Origin of the sequence: Paenisporosarcina sp. TG-14 (assembly GCF_000297555.1) — a bacterium.
GTDB classification, from domain to species: Bacteria; Bacillota; Bacilli; order Bacillales_A; family Planococcaceae; genus Paenisporosarcina; species Paenisporosarcina antarctica.
This window is the reverse complement of the sequence record NZ_AMGD01000014.1, coordinates 19,044-30,797: the sequence shown is the minus strand read 5'-3', so window position 1 is coordinate 30,797 and position 11,754 is coordinate 19,044. Positions and strand designations below refer to the sequence as shown.

15 protein-coding genes and 1 pseudogene are annotated in these 11,754 nt (G+C 36.3%); 7 read left to right on the top strand and 9 right to left on the bottom strand.

Annotated elements, in window-relative coordinates:
• The 3 genes from C406_RS19305 to C406_RS0105160 form a co-directional block, all read right to left on the bottom strand.
• On the bottom strand, positions 1 to 452 hold a 452-nt coding region (locus tag C406_RS19305; protein WP_017379532.1), incomplete at its 3' end, for a biotin carboxylase N-terminal domain-containing protein.
• A 16-nt stretch (positions 453 to 468) separates the two neighbouring features.
• On the bottom strand, positions 469 to 1,632 hold the full coding sequence (locus C406_RS0105165) for an FtsW/RodA/SpoVE family cell cycle protein (RefSeq protein ID WP_017379531.1): 1,164 nt from the start codon (positions 1,630 to 1,632) through the stop codon (positions 469 to 471).
• 70 nt (positions 1,633 to 1,702) lie between these two features.
• Positions 1,703 to 1,984, bottom strand: coding sequence for a YlaN family protein (locus C406_RS0105160; RefSeq protein WP_017379530.1), 282 nt, complete (start codon positions 1,982 to 1,984; stop codon positions 1,703 to 1,705).
• Between the two features lie 168 nt (positions 1,985 to 2,152).
• On the opposite strand from C406_RS0105160, the gene C406_RS0105155 reads away from it, so the two are divergent.
• Genes C406_RS0105155 through C406_RS0105145 form a run of 3 tightly spaced genes read left to right on the top strand, consistent with a single transcriptional unit; the run spans position 2,153 to position 3,306 of the window.
• Positions 2,153 to 2,653, top strand: coding sequence for a hypothetical protein (locus C406_RS0105155; RefSeq protein WP_017379529.1), 501 nt, complete (start codon positions 2,153 to 2,155; stop codon positions 2,651 to 2,653).
• 12 nt (positions 2,654 to 2,665) lie between these two features.
• Entirely contained in the window at positions 2,666 to 2,869 is a 204-nt protein-coding gene (locus C406_RS0105150; protein WP_017379528.1) for a YlaI family protein, read from the top strand.
• Positions 2,869 to 3,306 carry a hypothetical protein gene (locus C406_RS0105145; protein WP_017379527.1) on the top strand — a complete coding sequence of 146 codons (438 nt, stop codon included), beginning with the start codon at positions 2,869 to 2,871 and terminating at the stop codon, positions 3,304 to 3,306. The genes C406_RS0105150 and C406_RS0105145 overlap by 1 nt, the downstream gene beginning before the upstream one ends.
• Positions 3,307 to 3,724: 418 nt before the next feature.
• On the opposite strand, the gene C406_RS0105140 is transcribed toward C406_RS0105145, so the two are convergent.
• A complete protein-coding gene (locus C406_RS0105140) occupies positions 3,725 to 4,054 on the bottom strand; it encodes a YlaH-like family protein (protein ID WP_017379526.1) in 330 nt (109 codons plus the stop codon).
• Positions 4,055 to 4,078: 24 nt separating this feature from the next.
• Positions 4,079 to 5,926 (bottom strand): translational GTPase TypA, encoded by a 1,848-nt coding sequence (gene typA / locus C406_RS0105135; protein ID WP_017379525.1) that lies wholly within the window; start codon positions 5,924 to 5,926, stop codon positions 4,079 to 4,081.
• A gap of 116 nt (positions 5,927 to 6,042) precedes the next feature.
• Here typA and C406_RS0105130 point away from each other — a divergent pair, with 116 nt between their 5' ends.
• Positions 6,043 to 6,228 carry a YlaF family protein gene (locus C406_RS0105130; RefSeq protein ID WP_017379524.1) on the top strand — a complete coding sequence of 62 codons (186 nt, stop codon included), beginning with the start codon at positions 6,043 to 6,045 and terminating at the stop codon, positions 6,226 to 6,228.
• Between the two features lie 226 nt (positions 6,229 to 6,454).
• Here the strand turns inward: C406_RS0105130 and C406_RS0105125 are convergent, their stop codons facing one another.
• Together C406_RS0105125 and C406_RS0105120 are read right to left on the bottom strand one after the other, a co-directional pair.
• Entirely contained in the window at positions 6,455 to 7,246 is a 792-nt protein-coding gene (locus tag C406_RS0105125) for an inositol monophosphatase family protein (protein ID WP_017379523.1), read from the bottom strand.
• Between the two features lie 112 nt (positions 7,247 to 7,358).
• On the bottom strand, positions 7,359 to 7,556 hold the full coding sequence (locus tag C406_RS0105120; protein ID WP_017379522.1) for a hypothetical protein: 198 nt from the start codon (positions 7,554 to 7,556) through the stop codon (positions 7,359 to 7,361).
• Between the two features lie 189 nt (positions 7,557 to 7,745).
• Between C406_RS0105120 and C406_RS20125 the strand changes: the two are divergent.
• Together C406_RS20125 and C406_RS0105115 are read left to right on the top strand one after the other, a co-directional pair.
• Positions 7,746 to 7,892, top strand: a pseudogene (locus C406_RS20125) (DUF1054 family protein); the annotation flags it as partial.
• A gap of 91 nt (positions 7,893 to 7,983) precedes the next feature.
• Positions 7,984 to 8,601, top strand: a complete 618-nt coding sequence (locus C406_RS0105115; protein ID WP_017379521.1) for a YktB family protein — start codon at positions 7,984 to 7,986, stop codon at positions 8,599 to 8,601.
• A gap of 196 nt (positions 8,602 to 8,797) precedes the next feature.
• Here C406_RS0105115 and C406_RS0105110 read toward each other — a convergent pair whose 3' ends face one another.
• Positions 8,798 to 9,076: a UPF0223 family protein gene (locus tag C406_RS0105110; RefSeq protein ID WP_017379520.1), complete on the bottom strand. Its 279-nt coding sequence runs from the start codon at positions 9,074 to 9,076 to the stop codon at positions 8,798 to 8,800.
• 18 nt (positions 9,077 to 9,094) lie between these two features.
• Entirely contained in the window at positions 9,095 to 10,051 is a 957-nt protein-coding gene (locus tag C406_RS0105105) for an NAD(P)H-dependent flavin oxidoreductase (protein WP_017379519.1), read from the bottom strand.
• A gap of 212 nt (positions 10,052 to 10,263) precedes the next feature.
• On the opposite strand from C406_RS0105105, the gene C406_RS0105100 reads away from it, so the two are divergent.
• A complete protein-coding gene (locus C406_RS0105100) occupies positions 10,264 to 11,733 on the top strand; it encodes an aminotransferase class I/II-fold pyridoxal phosphate-dependent enzyme (RefSeq protein ID WP_017379518.1) in 1,470 nt (489 codons plus the stop codon).
• Positions 11,734 to 11,754: the final 21 nt, after the last annotated feature.

The window sequence follows — 11,754 nt, the reverse complement described above, 5'->3', positions numbered from 1 at the left end:
CCAAATGCTTTTACTTCTTCTATAGAGTGAACAGGTCCGTCAGTCCCTGGAATAACGGGAATCCCAGCTAATACAGCTTGGTGGCGAGCTTTTACCTTGTCTCCGAACATATCTAAATGTGTCGAGGTTGGACCAATAAAAATGATACCCTCTTCTTCGCATCGTCTTGCAAAATCTACGTTTTCAGAAAGGAATCCATACCCAGGATGAATCGCATCAGATTTACTATCTTTTGCAATTTGTAATATTCCTTCGATATCTAAATAGGCATCAATTGGTTTTTTTCCGTCTCCAACTAAATACGATTCATCTGCTTTGTAACGATGGAATGAACCACTGTCTTCTCTTGAATAAATTGATACGGTACTCAAGTTTAATTCGGTACAAGCACGGAAAATGCGGATGGCAATTTCTCCGCGGTTAGCTACTAATATCTTTTTAATCGTCTTCATTATGAAACGACACCCCTTAGCTTCGTATTTTTTCGTTTTTGACAAACATTGAGACATTTAACAAAATTCCCATAGCTAAAGATAACAAAACAATGGACGTTCCGCCATAACTAATAAACGGAAGTGTAACTCCTGTTAGAGGAATTAAGCCTAATAGCCCACCTAAATTAACGAAAGTCTGAATTCCAATTAGACTTCCAATACCAGTGGCAATCATACGGGCTTGTGTGTCTTGCGTACTTAAAGCAATAGAAAAAGCACGTAATACGATAAAGCCTAGACCTCCAATGACGATAAATGTACCAACTATGCCTAATTCTTCAGCAATAATTGCCATGATAAAATCTGTTTGCGGCTCAGGTAAATAACCTAATTTTTGAACTGATTGACCCAAGCCTAGCCCTTTAACCCCCCCCGCACCAATCGCTAAGTATCCATTAACAACTTGAAACCCAGCGTCTAATTCATACTCAAAAGGATTCCAGAAAGCTTCTAAACGTTCTACTCGTTTCGGTGTTATTAACTTATCTCTTACAAGATATAGAATTGGTGAAACTAATAGGATTAAACCGAAAATAATACTAAATAATTTCACAAATGTTTTAAAAAGGATACCACTAGCTGCTAACATAGAAACACAAACAAATAAAATAATACCTGCAGTCCCCATATCCACTTCACTTAATATTAAGAAGAAAGCAATGACTAATATGGTTACAGGTGGAGCAATTGATTCATTTATTGAATCCAAATTCCCTTTTGACCTTTTATTCGTAAAAACACTTGCGAAATACAAAATTAAAATTATTTTCGCTACCTCAGATGGTTGTAAACGTATAGGGCCTAGAATAATCCAACTTCTAGCACCATTTACTAGATCCCCAATAAAATGAACACTAACCAGTAAGGAAAACATGACGAAAAGCATAGTTGCCATAATCGATTTACGTCGATAATGTTTGTAAGGTATGAAAGCTGCGATTAAAAAAACAGGAAATGCAACAAGCAAATTTAAGATTTGACGCTTATAAAAAAAATCAGGTTCATAGCCATATACATTGACTGACCAAACCATGCTAGCACTATAAATCATTACTAACCCAAATAGACATAAGAACATATATGTAATAAATAATGGGTAATCAAAGTTTTTAATATAGCGTTTGATATATGAAATCATTTGGAGAAAACCCTCTTTTTCTTTTATCTAGCAAAAAAACTCAAACACATATTGAGTTTGAGTTTTTTACTTATTTCTTTGTATAAGCATCATGCATCAAAGATAATTCTTTTTCAAGTGTAGAAAGAAGTGTTTTTCCTTCTTCACGTTCCATAAGTCCTAGTTTGACGGCAAAATCAATTTCTTTTGAGAGGCCAAACATTTGTGTATCTAAGACTTCTTCGTAGAGTGGACATTGTGGCAGTGTTAAGTGATTCATTTGAACCTTAATCAATTTCGCTATTTTTTCTCCATCAGCTTTTAAGAGTTCAACAGCCTTTTGCTGGTATAATTGTTGTGATTTAGTATCCATGAGGACGCCCCCATTACCTAATATATTCTTAATAAAGTGTATCTTTCTAGTAACAAAATTGCAAGTATCACATCTAAATTGTAACTTAAAAAACTTAATTCTTTTTTACCTATAGGCAAAGCGTTATACTAGGAGAGGTTACTCAACTAATAAGGAGGCATAATTTAAATGGAAACGATTATTCCACTTAAAGGCGAAGTCAAATTTAAAATAACTCTAGATCCAGCTGTGTGGATTTTTGATGATCGACGGATTGATTTGGATACATTTTTTACGGAACAACATATTGAAATAGATGAGTTGGATGAATATACAAAGAAAGTATCAGCTCATTGGTCCCGTGAAATTATGGAAGGCGCAACTTTTCCACCAACCTTAAAAACCGAAAAGAAATATGAGAGAACAAAAATGTTAACAGGTACATTTGGTATTTATTTAAAGCATTTTTTACAAAATGCAGAAGTTAAAGATGGTGCTACATCTGTAGTCTTCGAAACTGCAACTGGCGAAGAATATTCTTTCCCACTTGAACAAGCAGACTCACTTATTTTCAAGTATAGTCAAGATGGTAAACCTTTGAAAGAAGATGGACCTGTTTATGTCCTTCTTGCAGACGGATCTAACATGCACAACCCCATTAAACATGTGAAAGCAGTTCGAGTAGATTAGGAGGTTAGTCCGATGCGTGTAAAGTGTGTCATTTGTGACATTATTAATGAATTAGAAGATGATTCACCTCAAGCAAAAAAGCTACGTAATCGTCCAATTCATACGTATATGTGTAATCCCTGCCATGAACGGATTGAAGAGAAAACACGTGTAAGATTAGCAACTGGGAAATTTGTGTTTTACAAAAGCTCTCGCAGAATAGAAGAAGATTTTTAATGACACGTCCTACTATCTTGAAGGCTTTGTATTTAGGCGTCGTTAGCGGCATTTTACTGGGCTTATTATTAAAATTAATAGAATCTATCACGACCGTTCGCGTTTATACGCTATTATTAAATATAGACTTTATACCAATAATTGGAGGTATCGCGTGGGGAGAGACTGTTGAATTTATCTTTCACGTACTGGTATCGATCGTTATTGCTTTTGTTTTTGTATATCTGGTAATTCGACTACGTATAGAAAAATCTTTTTCAAAGTTGCTTTTTTTGAGCTTCATCCTTTGCTTGCCTACATTCGGCTTGTACTTTCTGCTAAGCTCTCTCGCTATAAAAGATGTGCCAGCATGGAATGACTGGCTCGCATTTACTTACTGGTCAGTCGCACATTTATTTTACGTTTGGGTGTTACCAGTTCTCTATAAAAAGATGTGAAAAAAGTTCGAATGCTGTTTTCTCGTTTATCAGCATTCGAACTCGGGTTCCCCATGGTCCCTTTGGATCTCAAACCGTCTGCCATCATAACCTTAAAATAAAAGACGCTGCTTGAAGTGACAAATCACTTCAAGCAGCGTCTTTCGTATGTATACGCAATCTTCTGGTGTCTTCTCATGACTTACAAATCTATGCAAAAACTTTCACTTTAATTGAGTCAACGAGAATGTTATTAATTTCGTAATAAAGTCTACTAAGTGCTTGTAAAAGCAAACAAGCGGTAAGTGTTCGTTATTTTGAAGAGTTACTAAAGGATTCTCTAGGTTATGTGCAGTTCAAAGCGCACCATAATACATAGTGGTAGTCTAGCACTATGTATTAAAAGTTTATACTTTCTCATAAATAAAAAAGAGAAACACTAGCTTGCGCTAGCGCTTCTCTTTTTTTCATTGTGCAGACGTATTTTATATAATATTAAAATCATCGCCGCCACAATTAGTCCTTCTACAACGGGTAAGAAAAAGGCTAAAAATGTAAGCATTAAACATCCTAAAAGCAAAAAGATATAAATAACGATGTTTTGAGACATTCTTAACTTTTTTGCGAATCCGAGTTTATAAACTAACACAGATAGTAAGAAGATGACAAGATACAGCGCGTATCCTGCCAAATTGTAGTTCGGAAGGAATTCATAAAGAACACGCGCAGTTGGGTACATATTGTCATAGACAAATTGCTGTTCGTTCAAGATTCCTCAACCTTTCTATCACACTCAGCCATTATCAGCTGTTTTTGTTTTTTTAGTTACACGTTCACGTTCAGCTTTATCAAGCACTTTTTTACGCAAACGAATCGATTGAGGTGTAATTTCACAGTACTCATCATCATTCAGGTATTCAAGAGACTCTTCTAAAGTCATGATACGTGGTTTTTTTCTAGTTGTTGTTGCTTCTTTATTTGCAGAACGGATATTGTTGGCTGCTTTCATTTTTGTAATATTAACTGTTAAGTCATTATCACGAGTATGTTCTCCAACAATCATTCCTTCATAAATTTCAGCGCCTGGTTCAGCGAAAATTGTACCACGTTCTTCAATCCCTAAAATTCCGTATTCAGATGCTGTACCTGTTGACATTGCAACAAGAACACCTTTACTACGTCCACCTACACGACCTTTTTGCATTGGTTGGTAGCTATCAAATGTGTGGTTTATGATTCCGTATCCACGCGTTAATGTCATGAAATCAGTTGTATATCCGATTAAACCACGAGCAGGGACCATAAATACTAAACGCACTTGACCTGAACCATTATTAACCATATCTAACATTTCACCTTTACGGTCACCCATTGATTCAATTATTGAACCAACATGTTCTTCAGGTACATCCACTTGAACACGTTCAACAGGCTCACAACGAACTCCATCGATTGTGCGAACGATAACTTCTGGTTTAGACACTTGTATTTCGAAACCTTCGCGACGCATGTTTTCAATCAAAATAGATAAATGTAATTCCCCACGGCCTGATACAACCCAAGCATCGGGAGAATCTGTAGGATCTACACGAAGTGACACATCTGTTTCAAGTTGAGCTTGTAGACGCTCATCAATTTTACGAGATGTTACAAATTTCCCTTCACGTCCAGCGAATGGACTGTTGTTCACTAGGAACGTCATTTGAAGAGTTGGCTCATCAATGCGCAAAATTGGTAATGCTTCAGGATGTTCAGTTGGACAAACTGTTTCTCCAACGTTGATATCTTCCATTCCTGATACGGCAATTAAATCACCAGCATGAGCTTGTTGAATATCAATACGTTTCAGACCCATAAATCCAAACATTTTAGTAACACGGAAGTTTTTCACTTTGCCGTCTAATTTCATTAATGAAACTTGTTGTCCTAATTCCATTGTTCCGCGGAAAACGCGGCCAATACCGATACGTCCAACGTAATCGTTATAATCTAAAAGAGCTACTTGGAACTGCAATGGCTCTTCTTTATTATCTACAGGAGCCGGGATTTTTTCAATAATTGCATCATAAATAACTTGCATGTTTTCTTCCTGATCTTCAACGTCAGAAGAAAGACTTGCAGTACCGTTCATTCCTGATGCGAAAATAACTGGAAATTCTAATTGATCATCATTTGCTTCAAGTTCAATGAAAAGTTCAAGAACTTCGTCTACTACTTCTTCAGGACGCGCAAAGTCACGGTCAATTTTATTTACAACTACAATAGGTTGTAAATTTTGTTCTAATGCTTTTTTCAATACAAAACGTGTTTGTGGCATACAGCCTTCGTATGCGTCAACAATAAGTAGAACACCGTCTACCATTTTCATTATTCGTTCTACTTCTCCACCAAAATCAGCATGGCCAGGCGTGTCAAGAATGTTAATCTTCACATCTTTATATTGGATCGCTGTATTTTTAGCTAGAATTGTGATACCGCGCTCACGCTCAATATCATTTGAATCCATAGCACGCTCGTCCACATGTTCGTTTGAACGGAAAGTACCAGATTGTTTCAACATTTGGTCAACTAAAGTAGTTTTACCATGGTCAACGTGGGCAATAATTGCAATATTTCTTAAATCGTGACGTAAATTAGTCAATTTTTTCACTCCAGATTCTTTTTTCGAGTCCTTAACTGTGTTATTATAGCACATGTTATAACTGTTTGTCAGATTTTCTATTGTAAAATTATTATTATTATTTGGAGGCACATTCCATGAAAAATATTAAATGGGTATTTGTACTATTTTCCCTGCTAGCTTTATTATCAATGTTTGCCATTGGAATTTCTGTTGGATTACGCAGTGTTCCAGGTATCCTTGCTAGCATATTATTACTTATTGTAGTAATGGGATTTGGCTTTAAAACAAAAAAGAAAATGCGCGACCAAGGATTATTGTAACAAACATCGCAAAGCTAATCTAGCGAGCGGAGAACATGATGACAAAAGCAAGAAATGGATATCTCCATTTCTTGCTTTTTATTTTAAAAAAATGTTAAATATTGCTGTTGATATTCCGAAAACAGCTATGCTTTCTTAGTGCGAGCGCCAAGAGTCCTCGTCCTCAAAGCCAACTGGATGTTGGTCACGATGGCGTTGTAACGGATATCAACACTATAGACAGAGCCTACTTTAAAGAAATGTAATTACTTAGTAAAGTCTCATGTATACTTTTTCGTGCTACTAGGAAAGTATCTTGTTCTAAAAATTTTAATGGCTGACCATTTAAATTTGTCGCAACCGCCCCTACTTCTTGAGCGATAACTACTCCTCCCGCTATGTCCCAAGGAGATAATCTCAAAGAAATATAAGCATCAATCCGCCCTGTTGCGACATAAGCAAGCTCAAGTGCAGCAGACCCGTATGAACGTATTCCTCTAACATCTTGAACAAGTTTAATTAGACCTTCATTATCAATACGACGGTTAGGTATAATCCAATTTGGACTTAATCCAATAATAGCTTCTGAAATTGTTGTTGATTCCAAAACCGGAATTGGTTCATCATTTAAATAAGCACCATGCCCTTTTTGTGCACTATATAACTCATTGTGAATAACATCATATATGTAGCCTAATACTCCAACACCATCTTTATATATACCTAAAGAAATAGCAAAATTTCTTTGTTGATGGATAAAATTCATTGTGCCATCAATTGGATCTAACATCCATACGTAGCCATCTAATGCACTGACATTATCACCGAATCCTTCTTCACCTAAAATCAAGTGTCCTGGATAATCTTTGCGAATATGATGAATAAAATATTGTTCAATTTCTTTATCAATATTGGTTACTAAGTCATTAGCATCCGATTTAGATTCAACAGCTAGTTCGCTTGAGAATGAATGGCGTATTTTTATTCCAGCTTTTTTTATTAAATCCTTTGCATAGTAATCTAGCATTTGATGTTCCAATGGATTAGCCGCCTTTCTAAATCATTCGTCTTCATTCCTTATTATAAACAAAAAAACACCTGGTGTCAGATATTGACGACCAGATGTTTACCAATAATTACTAACTTTATATTTAATGTAGCGCATGTAATGCCTTCAACTCCGAATGAATTTCGCCTAGTCTTGATTTACTCTTATCAATTTCTTTTTGGTTTTCTTTTTGCATCGCATCGAACAAAGAGGCAAGTTCATAGTCAAGCTCAAATTTTAAACCGAGAATTAATTTCTTTTCTAAATCTTCTTTGCGAACTATATGGACAACTTGTTTCATGGTCTTACACCCCTTTTCTATTTTATCTAAATATTCTGATTGCTTATTATAACTTATGATACGATGATGAGTTTGTCAACTAAATAAAGCTACTTACATGATTTTTCCCCAATTTTTCATTAAACTAAACATAGGAAATGCGAAAGGTGAAAATAAAGTTGAAAAACAAATAGTAAAAGTGCCGATTTTGGGGTATTTGAAATAGAAGGTTTAAAACATCGTATGCAAGCATTGATTGAAAAAGTCCGACTAAAATCCGAAGAAATTAGTCATACATACGCTGCTTATTTTTCATATAAAACCGGAGATGAATTTTATCCTCACGTCGCATGCTAGACGTTCTATAATCCCCCTAAAGATTCACGTAACATTTACAAGGAACACCATTCGCTTCCGCCAAATAAATATTAATAAGGAGTTTATCATTATGAAATTCAACGGTTTTACACAAAATGATTTTGATACATTTACAATTGAAGGGCTTCAACCAAGAATGACCGCAATCCAAGAACGAATTCAACCCAAGTTCCAAGCGATCGGACAACCGTTAACCGACGACCTTTCCGCAATACTTGGAAATGAGATGTTTCTGCATATCGCAAAGCATTTGCGTCGAAGCGTCAATCCTCCTAACGATACTTGGTTGGCGATAGCAGGAAATAAACGGGGATATAAACAACATCCGCATTTTCAAATCGGGGTATATGACGACCACGTTTTCGTTTGGTTGGCGTTTATTTACGAATTACCAAATAAGACGAATATCGCAAATACATTCTTGAAGAATTTGAAAACAATCAAGTCTACCGTTCCTAATGATTACGTCGTTTCATTAGATCATATGAAAAAAGATGCTACTTCATTAAAGGAAATCGACTTGAAAGAATCGCTTGAACGTTTTCGTGACGTCAAAAAAGCGGAATTTCTAATTGGGAGACACTTTGCGGCAAATGACCCGATACTATCGAACGGAAACGAATTCTTCGACGTTGTAAAAGAAACATTTGAAACACTTCTTCCCTTATATAAATTATCGTTTAAATAAAATTCACCGATACACTAAAGTCTTTTGACAGTATTGAAAAATTTCATCATTACTTCAATACCATATTTGATTAATTACTTTTATTATCAGGATGAATATTTTGTTAAATTCACTTATAAAACAACGCTATTTGTACTTTCATTTACTGTGTGGTGTAAACTCGGCTAATAATTGTAAATAAAAAAGGAGCAAGGGATTATCTCCCTGCTCCTTTAATAATTGCGCCTGCAGTTGTCTCTTTCATTTTCTTAATGATTGGATAACAAATATATCCGCTTTCTTTTTCGAAATCTCGAAAGTAAGTTTTCTCTTCTGCAATTGATGGAACAATTTCTTTAAATCGACGATACTTTGCCATCAATTCTTCTCGTTTAACTCCTTTTTCATAAGCGTGTTCAATTACTTCAAAAAATTGGACAACATCTACAATTTCATTAGTTGACCAATCTTTTGAAAATGGATACGAAAAACTCATGTTTGTTTCACCCTTTCCCTAGTTCCATTTTACGCGCAAGTTCTCTGCTTGAGTAATCATACGCGAAAATAATTCTTCCACAGAAGGGACATCTTCTATAAGGCCAGTTACTTGTCCAGCCCAACCAAAACCTTGTGATTCGAGACCTTCATATATATATTGTTTGTTAGCTTGACCACTAATATACTCTTTTAATGCTTCATACGTCGGTGTAGAAGATTCAATTTCATGAATCTTTTCTGTCCACGAGTTAACTAGGACTCTTGCAGGAGCACCTATCGAGCGTTTAATAACCGTCGTTCCCGTTTCACTACTATTTAGTAAAGCTTGCTTATATACACGTGAGGCGTGAACGCATTCTTTTGTAGCGATAAAACGTGTTCCCATCTCTATTCCTTCAGCACCTAAAGCAAGTGCGGCCATTAATCCACGTCCGTCTCCAATTCCACCTGAAGCAATAACTGGGATAGACACAGCATCGACGACACGGGGTACAAGAACCATTGTGCCAACATCGTCACGCCCTAAGTGTCCACCGCCTTCTTGCCCTACAACCATTACAGCGTCTGCACCAAGTTCTTCTGCTTTTTGCGCTTGTCTTGTCGCTGCAACTAAAACGAGTTTTTTTATAGTAGTACCTTCGAGCTGGTCAAAGATTGGAGTGGGATTTCCTCCGGTCATGGATACAACTGCTACGTTCTCTTCAATAGCCACATCAAGCATATGAGAAAATGGACGTCCTCGTTCACCTATTGCAAAATTCACTCCGAATGGTCGATCCGTCATTGAACGCACTTTTATTATTTCTTCTCTAAGTTCTTCCGGCGAGTTCATACTCATTGCAGTAATTTGGCCAAGTCCACCAGCGTTTGACACAGCTGCTGCCAAATCGGCATATGCCAGATATGCTAGTCCTCCCTGAATGATTGGATATTTAATATGTAGTAAGTCTGTAATGCGTGTTTGCCATTTCATTTAATAAATTCCTCCTATCTTCTACATACTGTATTCGTCTTTGTTATCAAAATTCCTTTAAAATTTTATAGTCATCTGCTATTCATAGTGCTATAATTCACTTGTTTTCATTATTAATTATGTGTTCAAAAGGAAGCCATTAATGAAATATAACTGCTATTTTTAATGAACTTTTGTAACACTCTCTTTAAGAAAGTTGAGGTGTACGATCATTGTCACAGTTAGAAACCCCTTTATTTGATGTCTTGCTAAAACATCGCAATCGACATCCTATTCAATTTCATATTCCAGGTCATAAAAAAGGGAATGGCATGGATCCTGCGTTTCGTGAATTCGTGGGAGAAAACATTCTTTCCATTGACTTAATTAATATTGCTCCACTTGATGATTTACATTCGCCAAAAGGCGCCATAAAAAAAGCTCAGGAATTAGCTGCAGAAGCTTTTGGTGCTGACTTTACATTTTTCTCAGTACAAGGAACAAGCGGTGCCATTATGACTATGATTTTAAGTGTATGTGGGCCTGGCGATAAAATTTTGGTACCAAGAAATGTTCACAAATCAATTATGTCTGCAATTGTATTTGCTGGTGCTGTTCCAGTGTTTATTCACCCAGAAGTTGATCCAGATCTTGGAATTTCGCACGGAATATCTGCAGAATCTGTGGAGAAAGCTCTTGAAGCCCATCCAGATGCTAAAGCTGTTCTGGTCATTAACCCAACATATTTCGGAATAGCGGCAGACTTAAAACGTATTGTTGAAATTTCACATAGTCATAAAATCCCAGTATTAGTCGACGAAGCTCATGGTGTTCACATTCATTTCCATGAATCATTACCGGTATCTGCCATGTCAGCTGGAGCTGATATGGCGGCAACTTCCGTACACAAACTGGGTGGTTCAATGACGCAAAGTTCCGTCTTAAATGTACGTGAAGGATTAGTTTCTTCTAAGCGTGTGCAATCGATATTATCAATGTTAACAACCACATCTACATCGTATCCAATTTTAGCATCGCTAGATACCGCTAGACGTCAATTAGCTATCAATGGACATGACTTATTAGCAACGACGATTCGCTTATCTAAAGATGCACGAAAACGTATAAATCAAATCCCTCACCTACGTTGTGTAGGAAATGAGATTTTGCGCACGTCAGCAACATTCGATATAGACCCTACAAAGTTATTAATTAGCGTTAAAAATTTAGGTATCACTGGGCATCAAGCGGAAGAATGGATGCGCGAAAATGCCAACATTGAAATCGAATTATCCGATCTTTACAATATTTTGTGTATCGTGACAATTGCAGATTCAAAAAAAGAATTAAACTTACTCATAAATGCACTTCAACGTATGGCACTGGCATTTGATTCAGAAGCTGCAATAGTCGAACCTTTTGTAACCATGCCTGATATTCCACTGTTAGCCATGACGCCACGTGATGCTTTCTATGCAACAACAGAGGTTGTATTGTTTGCAGAATCTGTCGGACGTATATCAGCTGAATTTATCATGGTTTATCCACCAGGAATTCCAATTTTTATTCCAGGTGAAATTATTACTGCAGATAATATTGCGTATATTCATATGAATATAGAGGCTGGATTGCCAGTTCAAGGTCCAGAAGACGATGAATTGAAGTTGATTAGAGTCATTAAAGAGCATAAAGCTTTTTATTAAATTAAATGGAAAAAGGCTGAG